16 protein-coding genes are annotated in these 24680 nt (G+C 69.9%); 6 read left to right on the plus strand and 10 right to left on the minus strand.

Annotation, left to right across the window (positions count from 1 at the left end; translation table 11 throughout):
* Positions 1 to 42: 42 nt before the first annotated feature.
* The 4 genes from tssH (at position 43) to BLU09_RS28580 (ending at position 4935) form a co-directional block, all read left to right on the plus strand.
* Complete coding sequence (tssH, locus tag BLU09_RS28565; protein WP_090493027.1) at positions 43 to 2700, plus strand: type VI secretion system ATPase TssH; 2658 nt, start codon at positions 43 to 45, stop codon at positions 2698 to 2700.
* Positions 2701 to 2708: 8 nt separating this feature from the next.
* The gene (locus BLU09_RS28570; RefSeq protein WP_090493029.1) at positions 2709 to 3803 is read left to right on the plus strand and encodes a hypothetical protein; all 1095 of its coding nucleotides are present in this window, start codon (positions 2709 to 2711) and stop codon (positions 3801 to 3803) included.
* A 149-nt stretch (positions 3804 to 3952) separates the two neighbouring features.
* On the plus strand, positions 3953 to 4318 hold the full coding sequence (locus BLU09_RS28575) for an HPF/RaiA family ribosome-associated protein (protein WP_090493031.1): 366 nt from the start codon (positions 3953 to 3955) through the stop codon (positions 4316 to 4318).
* Positions 4319 to 4377: 59 nt separating this feature from the next.
* Positions 4378 to 4935, plus strand: coding sequence for a peroxiredoxin family protein (locus tag BLU09_RS28580; RefSeq protein WP_090493033.1), 558 nt, complete (start codon positions 4378 to 4380; stop codon positions 4933 to 4935).
* An 18-nt stretch (positions 4936 to 4953) separates the two neighbouring features.
* Here BLU09_RS28580 and BLU09_RS28585 read toward each other — a convergent pair whose 3' ends face one another.
* The 5 genes from BLU09_RS28585 to BLU09_RS28605 form a co-directional block, all read right to left on the minus strand.
* Positions 4954 to 6321, minus strand: a complete 1368-nt coding sequence (locus BLU09_RS28585) for a glycoside hydrolase family 16 protein (RefSeq protein WP_186817852.1) — start codon at positions 6319 to 6321, stop codon at positions 4954 to 4956.
* Between the two features lie 92 nt (positions 6322 to 6413).
* Entirely contained in the window at positions 6414 to 7481 is a 1068-nt protein-coding gene (locus tag BLU09_RS28590; protein ID WP_090493037.1) for a sulfate/molybdate ABC transporter ATP-binding protein, read from the minus strand.
* A complete protein-coding gene (gene cysW, locus BLU09_RS28595; RefSeq protein WP_090493258.1) occupies positions 7478 to 8326 on the minus strand; it encodes a sulfate ABC transporter permease subunit CysW in 849 nt (282 codons plus the stop codon). Before cysW ends, BLU09_RS28590 begins: the two co-directional genes overlap by 4 nt.
* 5 nt (positions 8327 to 8331) lie before the next feature.
* A complete protein-coding gene (gene cysT, locus BLU09_RS28600) occupies positions 8332 to 9174 on the minus strand; it encodes a sulfate ABC transporter permease subunit CysT (protein WP_090493039.1) in 843 nt (280 codons plus the stop codon).
* Between the two features lie 12 nt (positions 9175 to 9186).
* The gene (locus BLU09_RS28605; protein ID WP_090493041.1) at positions 9187 to 10197 is read right to left on the minus strand and encodes a sulfate ABC transporter substrate-binding protein; all 1011 of its coding nucleotides are present in this window, start codon (positions 10195 to 10197) and stop codon (positions 9187 to 9189) included.
* Between the two features lie 435 nt (positions 10198 to 10632).
* Here BLU09_RS28605 and BLU09_RS28610 point away from each other — a divergent pair, with 435 nt between their 5' ends.
* Positions 10633 to 14040, plus strand: a complete 3408-nt coding sequence (locus BLU09_RS28610) for an AAA family ATPase (protein ID WP_244172087.1) — start codon at positions 10633 to 10635, stop codon at positions 14038 to 14040.
* Between the two features lie 5 nt (positions 14041 to 14045).
* Complete coding sequence (locus tag BLU09_RS39525; protein ID WP_244172088.1) at positions 14046 to 19724, plus strand: AAA family ATPase; 5679 nt, start codon at positions 14046 to 14048, stop codon at positions 19722 to 19724.
* Positions 19725 to 19769: 45 nt separating this feature from the next.
* Here BLU09_RS39525 and BLU09_RS28625 read toward each other — a convergent pair whose 3' ends face one another.
* The 5 genes from BLU09_RS28625 to BLU09_RS28645 all read right to left on the minus strand — a co-directional run bounded on the left by BLU09_RS28625 (position 19770) and on the right by BLU09_RS28645 (position 24617).
* Positions 19770 to 20351: a superoxide dismutase gene (locus tag BLU09_RS28625; RefSeq protein WP_090493044.1), complete on the minus strand. Its 582-nt coding sequence runs from the start codon at positions 20349 to 20351 to the stop codon at positions 19770 to 19772.
* Between the two features lie 25 nt (positions 20352 to 20376).
* A complete protein-coding gene (locus BLU09_RS28630) occupies positions 20377 to 20877 on the minus strand; it encodes a flavin reductase family protein (protein ID WP_090493046.1) in 501 nt (166 codons plus the stop codon).
* Between the two features lie 356 nt (positions 20878 to 21233).
* Positions 21234 to 23495 (minus strand): xanthine dehydrogenase family protein molybdopterin-binding subunit, encoded by a 2262-nt coding sequence (locus BLU09_RS28635; RefSeq protein WP_090493048.1) that lies wholly within the window; start codon positions 23493 to 23495, stop codon positions 21234 to 21236.
* A gap of 10 nt (positions 23496 to 23505) precedes the next feature.
* Positions 23506 to 23967, minus strand: a complete 462-nt coding sequence (locus tag BLU09_RS28640) for a (2Fe-2S)-binding protein (RefSeq protein WP_090493262.1) — start codon at positions 23965 to 23967, stop codon at positions 23506 to 23508.
* Entirely contained in the window at positions 23964 to 24617 is a 654-nt protein-coding gene (locus BLU09_RS28645; RefSeq protein ID WP_186817853.1) for an Isoquinoline 1-oxidoreductase subunit, read from the minus strand. The genes BLU09_RS28640 and BLU09_RS28645 overlap by 4 nt, the downstream gene beginning before the upstream one ends.
* Positions 24618 to 24680: the final 63 nt, after the last annotated feature.

Below are 24680 nucleotides of genomic sequence, written 5' to 3' on the forward strand. Positions count from 1 at the left end.
GCCAGGGCGCGCCCGATATATCGTCCATCACCGCTTTCCTTTTTGGGGGCTCCCATTCGCGTCGATCCGAAAGCGCTTGTCCGTCGCCTGACGCCCACCTCTACCCGTCTGCTCGAGGCCGCCGTGGCCCGGGCCAGCGCGGGACGGTTCTATGAAATCGTCCCGGAGCACATGCTGGTGCAGATGCTGGAGCCGGAGGACTCGGACGTCGCGCGCATCCTCCAGCAGTTCGGCGTGGACCGCCGCCACCTGCTGGCCAGCATGGAGCGCGCCCTCCAGGGCCTGCGCGCGGGCAGCTCCGGCCGGCCCGTCTTCTCCGAGACGCTGTTCCAGTGGTTCGAGGAGGCGTGGCTCCTGGCTTCCGTGGAGCAGGGCGCCACGCGGCTGCGCTCGGGCCTGCTGTTCGCCCAGTTCGTCAGCCGGCGCGCGCGCTACACCGCGGAGCTGTTCCCCGAGCTGGACGCCATCAGCCGCGACGAGCTGATGAGCTCGCTGGACGTGGTGCTGCGGCCCTCGCCCGAGAATGTCGAGGTCGCCTCCGCGGATGCCGCCGCCAGTGGCGCATCAGGAGGCGCGGCCGGTAGCGCGGGCGGCCGAGGGGATGAAGCCCTCAAGCGCTTCGCCACGTCCTTCACCGGCCGGGTGCGCGAGGGGAAGATCGACCCCATCTTCGGCCGGCACCGCGAAATCCGGCAGATGGTGGACATCCTCTCCCGCCGCCGGAAGAACAACCCCATCCTGGTGGGCGAGCCCGGCGTGGGCAAGACGGCGCTGGTGGAGGGCCTGGCCTGGGCCATCGTCCGGGGCGAGGTGCCCGACGCGTTGAAGAACGTGGAGCTGCTGGGGCTGGACCTGGGCCTGCTCCAGGCGGGCGCGGGCGTGCGCGGCGAGTTCGAGAACCGCCTCAAGGCCGTCATCTCCGAGGTGAAGGCCTCCCCCACTCCCATCATCCTGTTCATCGACGAGGCGCACACCATCATCGGCGCGGGCGGCTCGCAGGGCGGCACGGACGCGTCCAACCTGCTCAAGCCGGCGCTGGCGCGCGGTGAGCTGCGCACGCTCGCGGCCACCACCTGGGCCGAGTACAAGAAGTACTTCGAGAAGGACGCCGCGCTGGAGCGGCGCTTCCAGCCGGTCAAGGTGGAGGAGCCCAGCGAGGAGGACGCGGAGCTGATGCTGCGCGGCCTGCGCCCCACGTACGAAGCGGCCCACGGCGTCATCATCCGCGACGAAGCCGTCACCGCCGCGGTGCGCCTGTCCAGCCGGTACATCTCCGGCCGGCAGCTCCCGGACAAGGCGGTGGACCTGCTGGACACGTCCGCGGCCCGCGTGAAGATTGAGCTGTCCACCCGGCCCGAGGAGCTGGTGCAACTGGACCAGGAGATTTCGGCGCTGGAGCGCGAGCGCGACACGCGCAAGCGCGACCTCGCCGAGGGCACGGGCGGCCCGGACGAACAGACGTCCCTGGAGGCCGCCGAGGCGAAGCTGAGCGCCACGGTGGATGCACGTGCCACGCTGCACGCGCGCTGGGAGACGGAGCGCACGGCCGTCGCGGCGCTGATGGAGGCCCGCAAGGCCCTGCGCGAGGCCGCTCCGGACACGGACTCCACGCCACTGAAGGCGGCCGTGGACGAAGCGGCGGCGAAGCTGGCGGCCACGCGCGGCGAGGTGCCGCTGGTACACGCGGACGTGGACGCGGACATCGTCGCGCGGGTGGTGGCGGGCTGGACGGGCGTGCCCGTGGGAAAGATGCGCAGCGACCTGCTGGAGTCGGTGCTCAACCTGGAGGACAAGCTCCGGGGCCGGGTGCGGGGTCAGGAGGCGGCGCTGAAGAAGGTGGCGGAGATCATCCGCATCTCCCAGGCCGGCATCCGCAACCCGGACACGCCCATTGGCGTGATGCTCTTCGTGGGCCCCAGCGGCGTGGGCAAGACGGAGACGGCGCTGGCGCTGGCAGACGCGCTCTATGGCGGCGAGCGCTTCATGACGACGCTCAACATGAGCGAGTTCCAGGAGAAGCACACGGTGAGCCGGCTCATCGGCTCGCCGCCGGGCTACGTGGGCTACGGCGAGGGCGGCCTGCTGACGGAGGCCGTGCGCCAACGGCCCTACTCCGTCGTGCTGCTGGACGAGTGCGAGAAGGCCGACCTGGAGGTGATGAACCTCTTCTACCAGGTGTTCGACAAGGGCTCCCTGACGGACGGCGAGGGCCGCGCGGTGGACTTCAAGAACACCGTGCTCATCCTCACCAGCAACCTGGCCTCGGACCTGGTGATGCGGATGTTCGAGGACGGCGCGCAGCCCACCTCCGATGAAGTGCTGTCGGTGATTCGCCCCGCGCTCAGCCAGCACTTCAAGCCGGCGCTGCTGGCTCGAATGACGGTCGTCCCCTTCGGCCCGGTGCAGCGCGACGTGATGCGCCAGATTGCCGAGATGAAGCTGGCCAAGCTGGTGAGCCGGCTGCGCACGGCGCACAACGTGGAGACGACGCTGGCGCCGGAGCTGCTGGACGAGCTCGCGCGCCGCTGCACGGAGTCGGAGATGGGGGCGCGCAACATGGAGCAGATTCTCCAAGGCTCGCTGATGCCGGCGCTGTCCCGCGAGCTGCTGCAGCACCTGGTGAGCGGCGCGGTGCCCCCGAAGCTGCATGTGGCCCTGACCGAGGGAGGCGACTGGGACCTCCGGTTCGCCGAGGCCTGAGAGAATCCATGAAACGAACGCTTCAGGCCTCCGCCGTCGCGCTGTCGCTGCTGGCCGGCTGCGCCACCGTCCCCAAGCCGTCGATGTGCTTCGCCGAGGCGGGCCCCAACGCGCGCTCGTTCCCCACGCCGGACACCTGGTTCGCGCTGCTGCTCCACGGCTACGACAAGGACACGGGCGCCAACCCGCGCCCCAGCGTGGACTGCGCCGGTGCCCCGGTGTGGTGGCAGGACCCGGCCGCGGACGAGTGCGTGGAGGCCGGTCCGGACTCGCAGGCCCTGCCTCCCGCGGAGAAGCTCTCCGAGGAGGACCTCGTCTTGGAGACGCTCCAGGCGGGCCAGCGGCTGGTCTGGGTGCAGACGCGGCGCTTCACCAACGGCGAGGCCCTGGGCCCGGTGGCCCTGGTGGAGAGCACCGAGCAGGGCTTCCGCGTGGAGGCCCTGGGCTCGCTGCGCGCCATGGCGAAGCACACCAAGCTGCGCCTGGAGAAGGTGAAGGGCACGCAAATCCTCGTCGCGGAGGGTGACGCGTGCACCTCCGGCGACGAGGAGGTCTGCCGCCGACACGCGCGCATCATGCCGCTGCGCACCAACCGCTTCTTCAGCGAGTCCGTCTCCAACGCGAACCGCGCCTGCCTGGGCGCCGCGTGGTTCCCCCTTTCCCGGGAGATGACCTTCGAGCTGCCCAACGGGCTGCGCCGCAAGTTCGAGCTGACGTCCACCCTCACCTTCGCGGAGGAGGGCATCAGCGTGCAGGAGCAGGTGCAGGTGAGCGACTCCGACCCGGCCCAGCCGGACGTGGCCCCCCGCCTCTACCGTCGCGCACAGGACACACGGACCCTGGAGTTGGCGAACAACGCGTTGGTAGGCAACAAGGCGTCACTGTGGTCGCGCATGGTGGAGCAGCAGGTGCGCATTGGTGCCCGCGCGGTGCCGGAGGCCCCCATCTGGGCCATGCCCGCGAAGAAGGCCCCCACGGACGCCGCGGCCCTGGAGCCGGCCAGCAAGGCGCAGGCCCCCGCGACGACGGGCGCAGCCAGCCCACCCGCCAAGGCGGCGGCCAAGAAGCCCGCGGGCAGCGCCGCGACGTCCAGCGGCCCGTGATTCCAGGGCCTCATGGCCCCGCCACCGGCCCCCGTGAACCTTCGGTTTTCCGAAGCGCTCACGGGGGCTTTTCCTATTTGCGGCAAAAGCGTCACGACGACAGAGATAGAGGCGTGGGCCCATGGTGGGCCCCGGAAGGAGCGTCCTGGATGCGAGTCGAAATCCGAGCCCGGAACATCCCCCTCACAGAGACCCTTCGAACCTACGCCGAGCGTCGCGTGCGCTTCGCCCTGGACCGGCTGTCCGACAGGGTGAAGGAAGTCGTCGTGCGGCTGGAGGATGCCAACGGCCCCAAGGGCGGCGTGGACCAGGTGTGCCGCGTGGCACTCCGCCTGGAACACGGGCGGGAGCTGGCCATCGAATCCTCGGACACCAACCTGCTGGCGGCCATCGACCGGACGCTGGAGCGCGCCAGCAACGCCGTCACGCGGGCGGTGGGCCGCGCGCAGCGCCAGGACGGCGCCCGGCTGCGTGACGCAGCCTGGCAGCCCGATGAGGCCGCCGCGCTGACATGATGTGACGCAGGCACGGCCGCCCCTTTCCGGGCGGCCGTGGCCTGTCCCGAATCGAAAGGATGCACATGCAGGGCGGCACGGGGATGTTGGCGAGGCTGAAGTCCACCTGGGCCCGTGCCCGGGAGCGGCGATGGGTGCGCTGGGGCGTGGACCTGGCCGTGTTCGCCCTCCTCTTCTCGGCGGTGGCCGCGTGGCAGGCCCGGAACCTTCCCGGAGCGGGGACACCCGCGCCCGCCTTCACCCTCCAGACGCTGACAGGTGACACCGTGCGGCTGGACGCGCTCCGCGGCAAGCCGGTGGTGCTGGCCTTCTGGGCGCCCTGGTGCGGCGTCTGCGGAATGGAGTCCTCCAACCTCTCGCAGCTGCGCAAGCTCGCGGGGGCCTCCGCGCATGTCGTGTCCGTCGCCGTGGCCTATGAAGACGAGGAGGCCGTGCGGCGCTTCGCCCGGGAGCACGCGGTGGACTACCCGGTGCTCCTCGGGGACGACGCCATTCAATCCGCCTTTCGTGTGAACAGCTTCCCCACCGTGTTCTTCATCTCCTCGGAGGGGCGCGTGGAACGCGCGGCGGTGGGCTACACCACCCTGGCCGGACTGTTCTGGCGAATGGTGCTGTAGCGCTGGCTCACGCCGTGACTAGAGGCGGATGAGCTCCACGTCATCCATGTGGATGAAGTGGGCGGAGTTGCCTGACGTGGCGCGGGTGTGGAAGCCCAGCTCCAGGTGGCCTCCCGTCACGGAGATGGGCGGCGTCTCCACCATCGTCCAGTCGCCATGGTTCCCCAGGTCAGTGAACACGGGCGCGCACTCGCCACACGTCTTGGCCTGGAGGCGCGACAGGTCGAACCCGCCGTTCTTTCGCACCCACGCGCGGACCTTGTACGTGCCCGACGCGAGGCCTGACACCGGCTGGTACGTCCAGACCTCGAAGGGTGTGCCGTTCGTCCAGTGCGTCAGGTGATAGGCGCCGGTGCGGCCCCCGTTGTACGTCTCGCTGAAGTCCGCGGCCTCGGTGCCGTTGGGACTCCAGGTGGCCCAGCCCGTCATGCCGTTCTCGAAGCTGGCGTTGGTGAGTGACGCGGGCGGCGGCGTGCTCCCTGGCTGGTACCAGCGCACCCACTCCACCTCCATCGTCTTCGTTTGGCCCCAGGGCAGCGCGATGGCGTCCGGGTGCGGGTGGCCGTACCAGTTCCCACCCAGAGCGAGGTTCAGGAGGATGTAGTGGTTCTGCTGGAAGGCCGCCTCGTTGTGGGCGAACTCGTTGCCGCGAATCTCGCCGTCCAGGCGGAAGATCATCCGGTTGGCCGTCCACTCCACCTCGTACGTGTGGAAGCCGTCCGCGATGCTGTACCCGCGGTTGGCGCCCGTGCCCCAGCTCTGCTGCGCGCCATTGGCGAACCAGTGCGCGGCGGACTTCATCCACGACGCGTCGTTGGAGTGCCACTCGAGGATGTCGATTTCGCCGCTCCGGGGCCACCCGACGTTGGAGATGTTCGCGCCCAGCGTCCAGAACGCGGGCCACATGCCATAGCCGGACGGCACCTTGATGCTCGCCACCAGCTTGCCGTAGCGGCGCTCCACCTTGCCCTTCGAGTGGATGCGGCCCGAGTAGTACGAACGTGGCCCGTAACCCGCGCAGCGTGAGTCAAACGGCGCGTCGGCCGTCCGCTGCGCGGTGAGGATGAGCTTGCCGCCAGCGACGGTGACGTTCTGCGCGCGGGGGAACTCCAGCTCCCCCGTGCCGAAGTTGCAGTTGTTGGTGACGGGGTCGAAGTTGCTCGTCAGCACCGTCCAGTTCGCGGAGTTGAGGCTGTTGCCCGTGAAGTCATCCTGCCACGCCAGGTTCCAGCCCGGCCCCGGGTCATAGGCCCGCTCGCCCTGCTCCTGCGTCACCAGGGGAAGGGCTTCCGCGTCGGACAACTCCGGCTCCGGGGAACAGCCGCCAACCAACGCCAGACTGCTCGCGGCCCACAACATCGAACGCAATGCGTGTCGTTTGTGCATGTCTCGCTCCAGGGGTTCCCCTGGGACATAGCCGCCCTCCTCCATCACACAAGCAGCTTTAGTTGAAATATTAGATTTTCAAGACTTCCCACCTAGATGGAGTAGTCCCCCACGAAGACGGTGGCGGACCGGACGTCGGCGCGCACGGAGTCCCCCTCCGCCACGCCCAGCGCGTCGAACTCCGAGCGCGGGACCTCCACCGTGACTTCGTCCCCGCTTGGTAGGCGGAGGAACACCTTCACGTAGCCTCCCACCGGTTTGAGCCGCTCGACGCGGCCGGTGGCGGTGGAAGCGCTCGCCGCGCCCGCGACCGCCTTCGCCAGCTTGATGTCATGCGGACGGACAAAGGCATGCACTGGTTCGCCCTCGCGCGCGGCGGCGGGAGCCGTCACAGACAAAGCCCCCATGGCCGCCCTGCCCGCCTGGACGTGGCCACGCAGCACGCTGGCGCCTCCAATGAATGAGGCGACGAAGGGGGACGCGGGCCGGTCGTAGATGTCCGCGGGAGAGCCCGCCTGGGCCACGCGGCCCTCGCTCAGCACCACCACGTGCTGGGAAATCTCCAAGGCCTCCTGCTGATCGTGCGTCACCAGCAGCGTCGTCAGCCGCGTGCGCTCGTGCAGGGCATGGAGCCATTCCCGAAGCTCCTCGCGCACACGCGTGTCCAGCGCGCCGAAGGGCTCGTCCAGCAGCAGCACGCGGGGGCGGATGGCCAGGGCGCGCGCGAAGGCCACGCGCTGTCGCTGCCCGCCGGAGAGCTGGCCGGGATAGCGGCCGCCCAGGTGCTCCAGTTGCACCATGCGGAGCATCTCCTCCACACGGGCCTCGCGCTCCGCCTTGGGAACGCGCCGGACCTCCAGGCCAAAGGCCACGTTCTGGCGGACGGTGAGGTGCTTGAAGAGCGCGTAGCTCTGAAAGACCACCCCCACGCCACGCTGCTGCACTGGCATTTGCGTGCTGTCCACGCCATCGATGAGGACACGGCCCTCGTCGGGAATCTCCAGCCCGGCGATGAGCCGCAGCAGCGTGGACTTGCCCGCGCCGGACGGTCCCAGCAGCGAGGTGATGGCACCCTCGGGGGCCTGGAAGGACACCTTGGACACGGCGGGACTACCACCCCGATTGAACCGGCGGGCGAGCTGTTCGACGACGATGCTCATGACGGCTGACTCCTCCACTCCACGAACTTCTTCACCACCAACGTCACGAGCGCGAGCAGCGTCAGCAGCGACGCCACGGCGAACGCGCCGGCCAGGTCGTACTCGTTGTAGAGAATCTCCGCGTGCAGCGGCAGCGTCGTCGTCACTCCGCGCACGTGGCCAGACACCACGGACACGGCGCCGAACTCGCCCATTGCTCGCGCGTTGCAGAGGATGACGCCATACAGCACGCCCCACTTCACCTTCGGCAGCGTGACGGTCAGGAAGGTGCGCCAGCCGCTCGCGCCCAGCGTCAGCGCCGCCTCTTCTTCGTCGCTGCCCTGGGCCTCCATCACGGGCAGCACCTCGCGTGCGACGAAGGGAAAAGTGACGAACACCGTGGCCAGGACGATGCCGGGCACGGCGAAGATGACGCGGACGTCGTGGTCCAGGAGCCACGGCCCCAGCCAGCCCTGCCGGCCGAAGAGCAGCACGAAGATGAGCCCCGCGATGACGGGTGACACGCTGAAGGGCAGGTCGATGAGCGTCATCAACAACGAGCGTCCCCGGAATTGGAACCGCGCGATGAGCCACGACGCGGCCAGGCCGAAGACGAGGTTGAAGGGCACGGCGATGGCCGCGGCCAGCAGCGTCAGCCGCATGGCCGCCAGCGCCGTCGGGTGCGTCAGGGCGGCGACGTAGGCCTCCCAGCCCTTCTGGAAGGCGAAGGTGAAGACGGCCACCAGCGGGACGATGAGGAAGACGCCCAGCAGCAGCACCGCCGCGCCGATGAGCCCCCAACGGACGAACGCCGGGCCGCTCAGACTGCGCGCGCTTCGGCGCAAGACGAGGGTGGATGGATGCATGGCGCTCACGCTCCCGGCCGGGCTTCCAGCCGACGCTGGCTCCAGCGATGGAGCAGGTTGACGGCCAGCAGCAGTGAGAACGACGCCCCCAGCATGACGATTGCGATGGCCGTCGCCCCCGCGTAGTCGAACTGCTCCAGCCGGGTGATGATGAGCAGCGGGACAATCTCCGTGCGCAGCGGCATGTTGCCGGAGATGAAGACGACGGAGCCGTACTCCCCCAGCGCGCGGGCGAAGGCCAACGTGAAGCCGCTGAGCAGCGCGGGGAAGAGCGCGGGAAGGAGGACGCGCCGGAAGGTCTGCCACGGAGAGGCGCCCAGCGTGGCCGCGGCCTCCTCCACGTCCACGTCGATGTCCTCCAGCACGGGTTGCACGGTGCGCACCACGAAAGGCAACCCGATGAACGTCAACGCGATGGCCACGCCCACGGACGTGTAGGCCACCTTGAGCCCCAGCGCTTCGAGGTACTGGCCGTACCACCCCTTCGCGGAGAACAGCGTCGTGAGCGTGAGCCCGGCCACGGCGGTGGGCAACGCGAAGGGCAGGTCCACCAGGGACTCCAGCACGTCGCGGCCGGGGAAGCGGTAGCGCACCAACACCCAGGCCACCAGCAGGCCGAAGACGACGTTGGCGAGCGCGGCGGCCAGCGAGGCCCCGAAGCTGAGCCGGTACGCGGCGAGCGCGCGCGGCGTCGTCACGGTGCCCCAGAACTCCTCCCAGCTCAGGGAGAAGGTCCGCAGGAAGAGGCTGGAGAGCGGAATGAGGACGATGAGGCCCAGGTAGAACCAGCTGAAGCCCAGCGACAGACGGAACCCCGGGAGCACCCGGTGGCGAGTAGGATGGGACATGGCGGGGTGTCCTCAGTCCGCGCGGGGCGCGTAGATGCGGTCGAAGAGGCCGCCGTCGGCGAAGTGCGTGGCCTGCGCCCGCCGCCAGTCGCCCGCGACTTCCGCCAGCGTGAGGCGCTTCAGACCGGGGAAGTCGGACGCATGCCTCGCGGCCACGACCTCCGAGCGTGGCCGGAAGTGGTGCCGCGCCGCGATCTCCTGGCCCTCGTCCGAATAGAGGTACGCCAGGTACGCCTCCGCCACGGCCCGGGTGCCCTTGCGGTCCACGTTGGGGTCCACCACGGCGACGGGTGGCTCGGCGAGGATGCTCACCGAGGGAATGACGACCTCGAAGCGCGCCTGCCCCACCTCGCGGATGAGGAGGAAGGCCTCGTTCTCCCAGGCGAGGAGCACGTCCCCCAGGCCCCGCTCGGCGAAGGTGGTGGTGGCGCCCCTCGCGCCCGAGTCGAGCACCGGTACGTTGCGGAACAGCTTCTCCACATACGCCTGGGCCCGGGCCTCGCTACCGCCCTCGCCTCTCAGCGCCTGTCCCCACGCGGCCAGGTAGTTCCACCGCGCGCCGCCCGACGTCTTCGGGTTCGGGGTGATGACGGTGACGTCCTCGCGCACCAGGTCGTCCCAGTCACGGATGGCCTTGGGATTGCCCTCGCGCACCACGAAGACGACGGTGGACGTATACGGCGCGCTGTTGTGGGGCAGCCGTGCCTGCCAGTCCGCCGGAAGGAGCTGCGCCTTCTCGTGCAGCATGTCCACGTCGTACGCGAGCGCCAGCGTCACCACATCCGCCCGCAATCCTTCGATGACGGACCGGGCCTGTTTGCCGGAGCCTCCGTGGGACTGCTGGATGGACACCTGCTGGCCACGCGTGGCTGCCCAGTGCTTCACGAAGGCCGCGTTGAGGTCCTCGTAGAGCTCCCGCGTGGGGTCATAGGAGACGTTGAGCAACGTCACCGTCCCGTCGGGTGACGCATCACTGGAGGCGCGCGAACAGCCCGCCACGGACAGCAGCAGGGCCAACGGCATCCAGTTCCTGGCGCGCAACAGCGCGAGACGTTCCATGCGGGACCTCTGGGTGAAGCAAGGGGCCACGCGAGAAAGTCAAAAGCCCACTCCCTCGCGGGCAGTGGGCTTTCCGGAAACAGCTCAGCCAGGGGCGCTCAGGCCACTGGCGGACGGACGCCCACCGCGGATGCCGGACAGCAGCAACACGTCTGGTGGGTCGAGCGCGTCATCAGTCCCCACACGATGCCCCGGCACCCGCGACGCTGTCAACGCGACCACCCGGGCCCTCCAGGAACGCCCCTCTCCTTTTCCACCCCGCCGCGACGGTGCGCTCGCGCTTCACCCCTGACGCATCCGACGGACTGTCAGGCCGGGCCCACGTCGAGAGCGGGTCCGGTCAGCTCCCGGGAGCTCATGCCGTCACGCACGGCACCGTTTTCACCAGAGCCCTCACCCATGAACTTCCGTTTTCAATGCTGGTTGCAGCGGCACGTCAGCGGCCGGGTGACGCTCACGCCGCTGGCGCTGCGCCGTCTCGCGGTGCACGCGGACTCGCTGGAGGCCGCCACCGAGGAGCTGACGCTCGCGCTGGATGACCAACTCTCCCGCGTCCACCCGCGGCGCGTGCCGGAGTTCATCGCCCCCACCGGAGGGACGCTCGAAACAGTGGAGCTGCCCGCAATTCCCGTCTGGGGCGCCGAGCAGAATCACTTCGCGCCGCTGACGCTGTCCGCCGTGGTGGCTCCCACGCTCAACGCCTTCCTGGGCCTCCACGCGCCCCGCCTCAACAGCCACCACTGGTTCCAGGGCAAGACACTCCCCGCCGAGGCCCAGGAGCTGCTGGGAGATCGCCTGGAGGGAATGTCCGACGCGGAGCGCCTTGCCCTGCGCCCGGATGGCCCCGAGTCGCTGCTGGAAATCGAAGTGCGGGCCACCCCCGTGGCCCTGTCGGACCTCACGCCTCGCGAGCTGCACCGTGACATTCGTCCACCGCCGCGCCCTCCGGACGCGCCCGCCGACCTGGAGGACGACACGCGAGAGGACGACGAGGACGAAGACTCGGAGGCGCTGGACCTGGACAGCTGGGAGCCACGCCGCCGCACCGCGCATCGGGGCCCGGGTGAGCCGCCCGCGAAGCCGCCGCCTACGCCCACCCTGGACAGCGTCGGCGTGGCCTGGCACCGGCTCGCGCAGGAAGGGCAGCTCGACGCGGCCTACGAGCAGGATGCGCTGGTCGCCCTGCTCCGCACCCGGCTCGCGGCCAAGGACGCCGAACCGGTGGTCCTGGTGGGGCCTTCGGGCGTGGGCAAGACGTCGGTGCTCCACGCGCTCGCCCAGTCGCTGCGCGCCCCCACCGCCACCGAGGCCGAGCGCGCCCGCCCGTTCTACTTCCTCGACGGAAGCCGGCTCATCGCGGGCGAGGGCTTCTTCGGAGACTGGCAGCAGCAGGTGCTGCGCGCCTTCCGTGAGGCCACCGAGGCCCGGGCCCTGCTGTCCCTGGGCCATGCCGTGGAGCTCCTCGACGCGGGCAAGAGCGCCCACAGTGACCAGAACGTGGCCCAGCTGCTGCTCCCCCTCCTCGCGGCGCGTGACGTGGCCGTCGTGGCCGAGGCCACGGAGGAGACCTGGGCCCAGGTGGAGCAGCGCAACGCCAGCTTCGCCCGGCTCTTCTCGGTGGTGCGCGTCGCGGAGCCCGCCCCCGATGCGCTCGGCCGCATCGTCGCCAAGGTGGCGGAGGACGACGCCTTGGCCGCCGCGATGCAGGTCCAGCCCGACGCGCTCGACGAGGCGCGCTTCCTGTGCCGCCGCTTCCTCCCCTACGGCGCCCAGGTGGGCAACACCGTGGCGTTCGTGCGCCGGCTGCTGGCGTCGTGTGCCCAAGCCTCGCGCACCTCCGTCACCCGACTGGAGGCCACCCGCCAGTTCGCCTCGGAGTCCGGCATCCCCGAGCACCTGCTCCGGGACGACCAGCCGATGGAGTCCGCACACGTGCGCGACTTCCTCGCCTCGCGAGTGATGGGGCAGGACGCCGCCGTGGAGCGCGCGGCCTCCGTGGTATCCGTCCTCAAGGCCGGCATGTCGGACGTGCGGCGCCCGCTGGGGGTGCTGCTCTTCGTGGGCCCCACCGGCGTGGGCAAGACGGAGCTGTCCAAGGCGCTGGCGGAGCTGCTCTTCGGTGCGAAGGAGCGCATGGTCCGCCTGGACATGGGTGAGTACGCCGGTCCGGACGCCCTGCTGCGGTTGATGGGAGACGGAGAGACGCCGGGCTACCTCACCTCGGCGGTGCGCCGGCAGCCCTTCTGCGTGGTGCTGCTGGACGAAGTGGAGAAAGCCCACCCTGCCGTTCACGATGCGCTGCTGGGCGTCTTGGGCGAAGGCCGCCTCACCGATGCCTCCGGGCGCTTCACGGACTTCCGCAACGCCCTCATCATCCTCACCAGCAACCTGGGCGCGGACACCCTGCGCGCCCGCGTGGGCTTCGATGCGTCGGGCGGTGCTCCAGACATGGCCTCCCTTCGCGCGCACTACCTCTCCGAGGTGCAGCGCTTCTTCCGGCCGGAGATGTTCAACCGCATGGACGACGTGGTCGTCTTCTCGCCGCTGTCCGCCCCGCTGCTGCGTCGGCTGGTGGTCCGCGAGCTCGAAGCCGTGTGCCGCCGTCCAGGCCTCTCGCTCCACGATGCCCTGCTGGAGGTCACCCCCGCCGCCCAGGACTTGCTGGCCCTGCGAGGCTTCGACGCGCGGTATGGCGCCCGCCCGTTGAAGCGCGCGCTGGAGCGCGAGCTGGTGGTCCCCGTGGCGGACTGGCTCGCGGCGCATCCCCGCCTGGGGCCTGCGAGCATCACAGTGGATGCGGGAACCACGGGACTCGAACTGCGCGCCGAGTCCCTGGGCGGCGCCGCCGAGGGCGGGGGCCGGGAGGCCATCGAGCGGATCCTCGAGGAAGCAGCCACCGTGCGCGCGGAGGTCCAGCGTTGGAGCCGCTGCGCGCCCATGCGCTCCCTGCGCCGCGTCCTGGCCGTCTTCGACAAGGTCTCCCGGCACACCGCGTACTGGGAAGAACGGGCGCTGGCCGAAGAAAACTCGCGCAAGTCATCGGAGGCGCGAGCGCTGGAACAGTCGCTTCGGGAGTGCGCCCAGCAGGCGGAGGCCATCGAGGACCTGCTCTTCGAGGCCCACCTGTCCAGGACCGTGGAGCAGGTGGAGTCCCTGAGCCGCGAGGTGAGCCAGGTGAAAGCGGCCTTCGCGCGCATCCGGCAACGCATCTACTCCTCCCTCTTTCCCCCGTCACATGGCGCGACCCTCTACCTGGTGCCAGGCCGCGGCGCGTGGAGGCAGGCGCGCATGCTCGCCACGGCCTATGAGCGGTGGACCCAGAAGGCGTCCATGGAGAAGCGGCGAGGCCTGCTCGCCGTCCCCGAGCGCAAGCCCGGCGAAAAGGCCCATCGCACCCCTCCGCCGCCGCAATGGCGGTGGACCGACGATGAGACCTTCGACAAGCTCGTCGTACAACCGGTCGCCTATGCGATTCAGGTCAAGGGCGGCCCCCACGCCCTGCTGCTCGCTGGCGAGCACGGCCTGCATCGCTTCATCGAAGGCAGTCAGATTTCGATGGTGCATGCGTACTTCGAGCCGCGGCCCCTCTCGCTGTTCGACCTCGCCTCCCGGGAGGCGTTGCAGAAGCAGTTGCCGAAAAACGAGGTCCGTCAGGTGCGCCTGTCGGGCAGCGGTTCGGGCCAGGGGACGCTGACGGACCTTCGCACCGGGGTGCAGCAGCGCTTCGGCCTGGAGGGGCCTGACCTGGAGCCCCTGCTGGAGCCCTGGATGCAGTGGCGCGTCTTCAACAGCCGGGACGAGGACTGACCGACATGGACCTGAAGCTTCCCTTCGTGGTGGCCCCGCTCAGCGGCCGGCTCGTCGAGGCCTGGGTGCCCGCCTTCTTCCCGGCGCTGCACAAAGCAGGGCCCAGCCTCTCCATGCTGCGAGACGAACTCGCGCTCGCTGTCATGGAGCGCTTCGAGCGCGAGTCGCCCTCCCAGGTGGCCCAGTACCAACTTCCACCCCACTTCGCCCTCAAGCACGTCACCGTCGATGCGGAAGGAAGGGACCGGGAGAAGAACCGGCGCGTCGTCCTCCAGGGCACCATGTCCGTGCTGCTGGAGAAGTGGCCCCGTGACACCTTCTGGGTCGTTACCCCCACCCGGCTCCCCGCCGCGCGCTTCGCGCTGAACCAGCCCGCGGACCTGCCCCAGGCGCTCGCGCGCCGGCTGGTGGCGTGGTGTCTGGAACACAACCTGGACTCCCTGGACGCACACTGGGCCCAGGGCCGGGAGCAACTGGAACTCCTGGAGGTGGATGCGTATGCCCCCTCCGTCCTCCCGCGCACGCCGCCGCGACCGGCCCTGCCCGCACGACGCCGCCGGGCGAAGAACCCGGAGAAGGAAGACACCGCGCCCGAAACGCCAGAGCAGCGGGAGCAACGCCGCAACCGGCGGCGCCTCACCCTGGTGGAGCTCCGCGTCGTGGCGCGCAACCTGAGCCACGGTGCCCGAGACGGCACGCTGGAGCGCTGCTTCGGCCGCGAGGCGCTGGTTCGCGAGCTCGTGGAGGCGCTCGAAGGCCGCGAAGGCTCCGCGCTGGTGCTGGTGGGTCCCCCTGGCGCGGGCAAGACAGCCCTGATTCATGAAGCGGTGAGCCGGCTCACCGCCCGGCAGGACGCCGCGGGCGTGCGTCGCGACGTGTGGCGCGTGGACGGCAACCAGTTCATTGCAGGCATGATGTACGTGGGCCAGTGGGAGGCCCGCGCGCGGGGCGTGGTGAAGGAGCTGATGGAGGTCGGCGACCTGCTCTACGTGGACGACCTGGCCTCGCTCGTCTACGCGGGCCGCACGCGCAATGAGCGCACCAACGTCGCGCAGTTCCTGGAACCCCACATGGCCCGAGGCGAGCTCACCGTGCTCGCCGAGTCCACACCCGAGCGCTTCGAGCGCGTGCGGGAAGAAGCCCCCACCCTCGCCTCGCTCTTCCGGGTCATCCACGTCCCCGCGCTGGATGCGCGTGCCACGCTGCCCGCGCTCCTCGGCACCGTGCGAGAACTGGAAGCGGAAGGCACGGACAGTGCGGTCCGGCTCTCGCCGCTGGCGCTGGAGACCCTGCTCTCCTTGCAGGAGCGCTTCGTGTCGCACGAGGCGTTCCCGGGCAAGGCCGTCCGTCTGCTCCGCCGGGTCATGGCCCGACAGGGCGTCAACACCTCGGGCACCCGGCGCTTTTCATCGGGGGACGTCATCGACGCAATGCGGGAGCAGACGGGCCTACCGGACTTCATCCTGGGCAGCGCCCAGCCGAAGAAGCGCGAAGCGCTGACGTGGGAGATGCAGCGGCAGGTGGCGGGCCAGCCCGAAGCCGTGGAAGCCGTGGTGGACGCCATCCTCACGTTGCAGTCCGCGCTCCAGCCGTCCGACAAGCCCCTGGCCACCTACCTCTTCGTGGGCCCCACGGGCGTGGGCAAGACGGAGACGGCGAAGGCGCTCGCGCGGACGCTCTTCGGCGGAGAGCAGCGGCTCATCCGTTTCGACATGTCGGAGTTCGTCACGTCCTCCAGCATCACCCGGCTGCTCGGGCGGCCCGGCGCGCCCGACGGCGAGCTGACCACCGCGCTGCGCACCCAGCCCTTCTGCGTGGTGCTGTTCGACGAGGTGGAGAAGGCCCATCCCCGCGTGTTCGACGCCCTCCTCCAGTTCCTGGGTGAGGGACGGCTGACGGACGGAGCGGGACGCACGGTGGATGCCCGGCAGTCCGTCGTCGTGCTCACGAGCAACCTCGGCGTGCGCGAGGCCGCCACCCACACCGGCTTCCACCGCGCCGCGGACAGCGCGGAGGCGCACTACCTCTCCGCCGTGCGTGCCTGGTTCCGCCCGGAGTTCTTCAACCGGCTGGACCGGGTGGTGCCCTTCCGTCCGCTCACGCCCGCCGCGCTGCGCGTGGTGGTGGACCTCGCGCTCGAAGCCCTGCTGTCGCGCCATGGCATCCGGCAGGGCAACGTGCTGGTGGAGGTCGAGCCGCGCCTGCTGGACCTGCTGGTGGAGGAGGCCTACGACCCGCGCTACGGAGCCCGCCCCCTCAAGCGCGCACTGGAGAAGCGCCTCACCTTGCCCCTGGCCCACCACCTGGTGCGGCGGAGCGCGGACGACCTCGCGCGCGTGGAGCTGCTACGGGACGGCAACGACCTGCGCGTGTCGGTGGAGGTGTTGGTCAACGTGCCTGCGTGGGCACCCGAGCGGCCTGCCTCTGCATGGAGTCTGGCGGAGGTTTCCCGCCTGCTCGAGGAGACCCGTTCGCGGCTGGAGGCGTTGATGTCGAAGGAGGTGCCCGAGGCGGGAGAACTGGCGGAGCGACTGCACCGGCTGGCGCTCGAGGCCACGGACATCCGTGACTACGAGCTGGTCCCGCGCGACTTCCAGGACGCGCCGTCGCCTGCGTCCACCGTGAAGCAGATGCTGACGTCGCACTCGAGTCACGTGGGCCACCTGGGCCTGCGGCAGCGCCCTGCGTATGAGGAGCGCCCGCTGCACGTCTCGAACGAAGAACAGCTCCGCCGCGCACAGCCCCGGGTGTTGGCCCTTCGCGACGAGACCGCCTGGGCCGAACATCAGCTCACGCACCTGGCGCGGGGGACGGACGTCGTGACGGTGTTGGTGGAGGGGCTCGGCGACGCGACGCCATCCGCGGTGTGGACCGTGGCCCACTCCCTCCCCAGCGCGCTCGGGGAGTCGGCGATGTACCTGGAAGCCGTCCATGCCGACGGGCGCACCGAGTGGTTCCAGTCCGGAGACGAGCGGTCCGAGGACCTGACGCTTCGGCGTGTCGCCGTGCGGATGTCAGCCATCGGCCTGCGCGATGTGCTGGCGCCCCTTCGAGGCTATGCGCTGGTGGACCTCGTCCATGGCGATGGGCCGCGTCAGGTTCTGGTCCGCCTGGAGCACCTGTCCGAAGACATCGGGAGTCTGGAAGACGTGCCGCGCGTGATGGCGGCATGGGATGAGGCAGTCGTCCGCGAACGCGATGCCCGTAGGAGCGGCGCCGCGTCAGTGGGCGCGGCCAGCCACGTCATCCTGCGTGGCCGCGAGGGTGTCACGACTGGACGGCCGCACGACTCGACCGAACTCACGCACGTCGCGAGCGGACGCCGCCCCAGGGAGGCGCTCGCATGGGCCGCGAGGGTGCTCCGGGAACCAGCCAGGGACACGACTGACATGGAAAAGAACGTCCACCTCTTCGTGCGCACCTATCCCGGGCTGGGCGTGGCGGCGCATGTCCTCACCCACCCGCACCTGGCGGCCTTCGCGCCGACGCTGCACGCCGCGAGGCTCGACATCGCGGCGGTGGTGGGACGGCTCCTCAAGCGAGGAGCGCTCTGGGACGAGGAGACCCACTGGAGCGATTTGCGCCAGCGGAAGACGACGCTGACGGTGCGCGCGCTCGAACACGGGAAGATGCTGTCCGTTCCCCTGCGCCTCACCGTGCTCACGCACGGGGTGAAGGCCCGCACCGCACGCAAGGGAGCACCGGCGCGCCAGTCCCTGCGCGTGTGGGTGCCTCGCGTGGACGTCAAGGGCACGCTGCACGATGCGGCGGACCTGGAGCCCTTCGTCGAGGAGCTGGTCCGCCACGAGCTCTATCTCGCGTCGCTCGACCGGCTGCACTCGCTGGCCTACGTGGGCGAGGAACAGGTAGAGACGCTGTCAGTGCCCGTCCGCTTCCGGGACACGCCGCGTGCCCGCGCGCTCGATGCCGCGAAGCCGCAGCGGCGGCAGGCGCCACCACCGGGGCTCGCGGAAGCCAGCCGGTGTCTCAATGAGGAAGCCCGCGCGGGTTTGCTGGAACGCGCCTGGGAACGGGACCTGGAGGTGTCCCGGCTCGCAGAGGCCGTCACCTCGCGCACCCGAGCCAGCGTGCTCCTGGTGGGCCCGTCGTCCGTGGGCAAGACGGCCCTGGTTCATGAGCTCGTGCACCGTGCGGAGGCGGCCACCACGGGTTCGCCGCTTCACGGGTTGGAGGTCTTCAGCTCCTCCGGAGGCCGCATCATGGCGGGCATGCGCTACCTGGGGCAGTGGCAGGAGCGCGTGAAGCACATGGTGGAGGCCCTGCGTGTTCGCCGGGCCGTGCTGCACCTCGACAGCCTGTCGGAGCTGCTGTCCCTGGGGAGCGGCGACACGGGGCTGGATGTGGCGCGTCAGTTGCTCCCCGCATTGGAAAGTGGCGAAGTCTCTCTCGTCCTGGAGGCGACACCGGAGGACGTGGCCCGCGCGGAGCGGACCCACGCCGCGTTCCTGCAATCGCTCCGGCACATCGCCGTGGCACCCCTTTCGGCCCAGGCCGCACGCACCGCGCTTCAGCAGGCCTCGCATCGGGTGGGCCGCGCTCGCAAGGTGCGCTTCACGCCCGACGCACTGGACCGCGCCAGCGAACTCACGGAGCGCTTCGGCTCGGGCCCTTCGCCCGGAGGCGCGATGTCCCTGCTGCGCGCCGCCAGCACGGAGCCCGGCGCGACCGGAGAAGTGAACGCCGCTTCGGTGACGCGCGCCTTCTGCACCCGGACCGGGTACCCGCTCGAGCTGGTGGACTCCGCCATCCGGTTGGACCCGGATGCCCTGCTCCGCCGCTTCCGCGAGCGCGTGGTGGGCCAGGACGAGGCCACCCTCCTCCTGCGCAACCTGGTCGTCACGCTGAAAACGGGCCTGGCGGACCCCTCGCGTCCGCTGGGCGCCTTCCTGCTGCTGGGTCCCACCGGCGTGGGCAAGACAGAGTCGGCGCTCGCTTTGGCGGAGTACCTGTTTGGCGACGTGGCCCGGCTGGCGCGCTTCGACATGGCGGAGTACGCCGCGCCTGGCAGCGCCACCCGGCTGGTGGGAGAAGCGGGAGGCCAACAAGGCAGCCTGGCGCGGCGCGTCCGCGAGCAGCCCTTCGGCGTGGTGCTGCTGGACGAAATCGAAAAAGCGGATGCGGGCGTCCATGACCTGCTGTTGCAGGTGCTTGGCGAAGGCCGGCTCACGGACGCCACTGGCCGCACCGTCAGCTTCCGCAACACCGTGGTGCTGCTCACCAGCAACCTGGGCGCGGACAGCGCGGGGCGCTCGCTGGGCTTCGGGGAGCGCGGCGCCCTGGAGCGGGCGGCGCACTACCTGGGGGCCGCGGCGGCCTTCTTCCGGCCGGAGCTGCTGAACCGGTTGGACCGGGTGGTGCCCTACCGCGCGCTCACGGAGGACGTCATTGAATCACTCGCCCGGCGCGCGCTGGAGGCGGCCCTCTCTCGCGAGGGGCTCAGCCGCCGGGGCGTGAAGGTGACCTTCGGCGAGGACGTGGTGAAGCACCTGGCGCGCAGCGGCTTCGACGCACGCTATGGGGCCAGGCCTCTCAAGCGCGCCGTGGAGCAACAGGTGGTCGCGCCCCTGGCGCGGTGGTTGGCGGCTCAGGCCACCTGCGCTCCGCCCCAGGTGGTGCTCCGCGTGGGGGCTGAGGGGCGGATTGCGTTGAGCGGCCTCGAATGACCTCCGAGGCCGCCCAGGCCAGCGATGGACGCTGTGCGGTGCGACCTAGACCTTGAAGTTCTGGGCCACGAAGTCCCAGTTCACGAGGTGCGTCAGGAACGTCTCGATGAACTTCGGACGCGCGTTCCGGAAGTCGATGTAATACGCGTGCTCCCACACGTCGATGGTCAGCAGGGCCTTCTGGCCGTGCTTCATCGGCAGGTCCGCGTTGCCCGTCTTGGTGACCTTGAGCTTGCCGCCCTCCAGCACCAGCCAGGCCCAGCCCGAGCCGAATTGCGTGGCCGCGGCGGTGGAGAACTCCTCCTTGAACTTCTCGAAGGAGCCGAAGTCACGGTCGATGGCCGCCGCGAGCTCACCCGTCGGCTTGCCGCCGCCAGCGGGCTTCATGCACTGCCAGAAGAAGGTGTGGTTCCACACCTGCGCGGCGTTGTTGAACACGCCACCGTCGCTGTTGAGGATGACCTCCTCCAACGACTTGTTCGCCTCCGGCTTGCCGTCCAGGAGCTTGTTCAGGTTGTTGACGTAGGCGGCGTGGTGCTTGTCGTGGTGGAACTCGAGCGTCTCCGCGCTCATGTGCGGCGCGAGGGCGTCCTTCTTGTAAGGCAGATCAGGCAACGTGAACGGCATGGTCGTTTCCTTTCGGTGTGAGAGGTCAGGCGCCATCGCTATCAGACGGCGGCAGAGAGGTCACGGTTCGATAGCCCCGCGCCCAATAAAGAAGGGGCTCCTGCGGACGTCCCTCATGAAGACGTGTGACGCGGCCGACAATCAGCGTGTGGTCACCGTAACGGTGCAGGCCATGGACCTGGCATGACAGCCCCACCAGGCTGTCCCGCACGAAGGCGTCCGCGTCGAAGAACTGCGCATCCAGTTCCCCCTTCGCGCACTGCACGGAGATGGAACGTTGTGCGGCGGACAGGATGCTGAGCGTGAAGACGCCGGAGACCTCCACCCGCTTCAAGGTGCGGGACGCATCCGACAACGCCACCACCACCAGCGGCGGGTCCAGCGACAGGGAACTGAAGGAGCTCACCGTCGTCGCCCGCAGGCCTTCGGTGTCCCGTATCGCCACCACGGCCACGCCGCTGGCCCACCGGGCCATGGCATCCCGGAAGCCGCGCGCGTCTACACCTTCTGGCGTGCTCTGCGTCATGCCCCCTGGATACAGGCGCTCCGCCCACCTGTCATCACACCTGCCAATAGATTGGCGGGTTGTTGTTCCAATGGCAGGGGTCTGGTGTACCCACCAGAAGACCTGCCCTGAACGAAGTCAACGGACCTCCGTGGTCTGCGAATGACCCATACCTGGAGTGAATCCACCCAAGTCCCCCGCGCCTCCGCCTTCTCAATGAGGACGGAACGATGCGTCGGAGCCGGAAGGGAGCACTGCTGTGGAGCATTCCGCTGGGCGTGCTGAGTGCCTGCGGTGGAGCACCTGACGCAGCCCGCGCCCGAAACCCGAGGCGCGCCGTCCTGGTGCCTGGAGCCCCCAGGCACCGGACATGACACTCAGACGGCCAGCGTGCGGGACACCGGCAGCTCGCGGATGCGCGTGCCCGTGAGCGCGAAGATGGCGTTGATGATGGCGGGCGCCACCGGAGGCACGCCGGGCTCACCAATGCCCCCGGACGGCAGCTCACTGGGGACGATGTCGACATGAATCTTCCGCGGCGCCTCGCCGATGCGCACCAGCTTGAGGTCGCGGAAGTTCGACTGCTCCGTCACGCCGCCCTTCATGGTGACGGCGCCATGCAACGCGATGCTCATGCCGAAGATGATCGAGCCCTCCATCTGGGAGCGCACGCGTTCCGGATTGAGAATCGTCCCGGCATCCACCGACACCCACGCCTCGTCGACGCGGATGCGCCCCTGGTCATCCTTGACCACCGAGGCCACCACGGCCACGTAGCTGAGGAAGCTGCGGTGCGCGGCGAGCCCCAGCGCCCGGCCATTCGCCTTGCGCGCGTCCCAGCCGGACATCGCCGTCACGCGCTCGATGACGCCGCGCAAGCGCCCCGCGTCCACGGGGTGGTCCTCCACCGACGCGCCGTAGTTCCGCAGCGCGGTGATGCCCAGCTCCTGGAGCGACGCCTTGCGCGGCGGCCCCAGCACCTCCAGGAGCATGTCGCGCGAGTCCGTGCCACGAAGGTGCGCCAGCTCGTCCACGAAGGCGTTCACGGAGAAGGCGTGGAAGATGTTGTAGACGGACCGGAGCCAGCCGATGCGCACGTGCGGAGGCGCCTCGCAGGTCTCCGCCCGGACGTTGGGCACGGAGAGCGCCAGGTCGAGCACGCCCTGCTGGAGATCCGACGGGCTGGGCCGCGTGGCCTGCGCGAAGGTGGACGCGATGGGCGGGAACGCGGTGCGGTGCCGCCACGCGATGACCTTGCCGGATGCATCCAGCCCAGCGGTGAGCTGCTGCGCGCTGACGGGGTGGTAGTAGTCGTGCCGGACGTCGTCCTCGCGCGTCCATTGCACGCGCACCGGAACGCCCGCTTCCTTCGCCAGCCACACCACCTCGGCGATGAAGTCCGCCTTGGACTTGCGGCCGAAACCTCCGCCCAGGAACGTGACGTGGACCTGGACCTTCTCCTCCGGCAGCTCCGCCGTCGTTGCCGCCACGCTGCGCGCGGCCTGCGGATGCTGTGTGGGCGCCCAGACCTCACACGTCCCGTTCTCCACTCGCGCCAGGGCCACGGGAGGCTCCATGGGAATGTGGGACTGGTGGGGAACGTGGTACTCGGCCTGAACGACGCGGGCGGCGGAAGCGAGCGCCGCGTCGATGTCACCGACGTTGCGCGCCACCGTTCCTGGCTCGCGAATCGACGCCGTCAGCAGCTCCCGGTACGTCGTCGAGTCATAGGAGGCGTTCGGCCCCTCCTCCCAGGTGATGTCCAGGGCCTCGCGCCCGCGCATCGCCGCCCAGGTGTTCTCCGCGAGCACCGCGACGCCGCCCCAGAACTGGAACGTGTAGGGCGGCTTCGGCGCGGGCAGCTCGAGAACCTTCTTCACCCCGGGCACCGCGAGCGCGCGGGTGGCGTCGAAGCGAACGACCTTGCCGCCCACGACAGGCGGGCGCGCCACCACGGCGATGAGCATGCCCGGCAGACGGATGTCGGCGCCGAACACCGCGGTTCCCGTCACATAGGCCGGGCCATCCAGCAGCGGCATGGGCCGGCCCGCCATCCGCAGCTCACTCTTGGGCCGCAGCTTGACGTCCTTCGCCTTCGGGATGGGCAGCCTCGACGCATCGGCCACGAGCTCGCCAAAGCCCAGCGAGCGCTTGCCGTCGCGGAGGAACACCGCGTGGTCGCGGGCCTCGCACGCCTCCGGCTTCACCTTCCAGCGGCGGGCGGCGGCGGCCACCAGCATCACCCGAGCGGTGGCACCCATGCGGCGGATGTCGTCGTACACGCCCCGCACGCTGCTGGAGCCGTCCGTGTTCTGGTCGCCGTAGACCTTGTCACCGTCGGCCTGGGCCACCGTCACCCGCGCCATGTCCGCGCCCATCTCATCGGCGACGAGCACCGGCAGCGAGCTGCGCACGCCCTGCCCCATCTCCGAGCGGGCACAGACGATGGTGACCGCTCCGTCCGGAGCCACGTGGACGAACACGTTCGGGTTCAACCCCGGAGCGCCCTTCGCCGTGGAGGCATTACTGGCCGCCGCGGCCAGGCCCCCGGAGAAGACACCCAGGGCGAGCCCTCCCACGGACAGATTCAGCCCTTCCAGGAACGAGCGCCGGCTAATCAACGTGAGCAGCTTCGTCATGGCGGCCTCGTCACTCCTCGGACATGCCCGCGGCCTTCTTCACGGCCGAGCGGATTCGCGTGTACGTCCCACACCGGCAGAGGTTGCCTGCGAGCGACTGGTCGATCTCCTTGTCGGACGGCCGCGGCTTCTTCGCCAGCAGCGCCGCCGCGCACATGATCTGCCCCGCCTGGCAGAAGCCACACTGCGGCACACCCAGCTCCACCCAGGCCTTCTGCAGCGGGTGGTTGCCGTCGGGCGACAGCCCTTCGATGGTCGTCACCGAGTGCCCCTCCGCGCGGCGGAGGGGTGTCACGCACGCGCGGACCGGCAGCCCGTCGAGGTGGACGGTGCACGAGCCACACAGCGCCTGGCCGCAGCCGTACTTCGTGCCGGTGAGCCCGAGCACGTCCCGCACCGCCCACAGCAGCGGCATCTCCGGGTCGACGTCCAGTTCCTTCTCCTCACCGTTGATGCGAACGCGAACCGTCACGGCCGTGCCTCCTCGCTCGGGCACTCCGAGCCCGTCTCCACCCAGGCCGCGACGATGGCACCGAACTGCGCCTGCGTCCCCGGAGCGGGCTCACGCCCCGAGCCCGGGTTCCATCCCCAGGCCACCAATGCGTCGTGGGCGTTGTGTTCAATCATCTGCTCGGGCGTCTTGCCGCCGTTGCGCTTCATGTCATTGAGCTGCTCGCACACCTCACGAGGACTCTTCCCCACCCACGCCATTTCGATGGGGGCGACATGCCACTTCGGCGCGCCGGGCATGCGTGCCAGGTCTTGGTTCTTGTCCTGGTGGCAGCTGATGCACTCCATGCCCACCACACCCTGGTCCTCGGGGCCGCGCACCACGGGCGGGTCATGAAGCTGGCCGTCGTCACCTTGCAGCGGGCTGTCACCCGCCGGGTGACAATTCGCGCACCGCGGGTGGAAGAAGACGCGGCTGGCCTCCAGGAAGAGCGCGCGGGAGCGCTCCTTCCGGTCCAGGATGGCCGCGAAGGCTTCCACGGGTCGCAGCGCGTTGGGGGCAACCTGGGGCAGCGCGGGAATCTGCGCCGCCGCGGCATCGGGCTCCCGCTTGCACCCTCCCGCCAGCAGGAGGGCGGAGAGCGAGGCCATGACCGGAAGAGATGGCTGCATCACGCCAAGGCTCCGGCATGTCTGTACCAACTACAAGGCGAATGTTCGGGGGCCAGGATGACC

Origin of the sequence: Myxococcus virescens, assembly GCF_900101905.1 — a bacterium.
GTDB classification, from domain to species: Bacteria; Myxococcota; Myxococcia; order Myxococcales; family Myxococcaceae; genus Myxococcus; species Myxococcus virescens.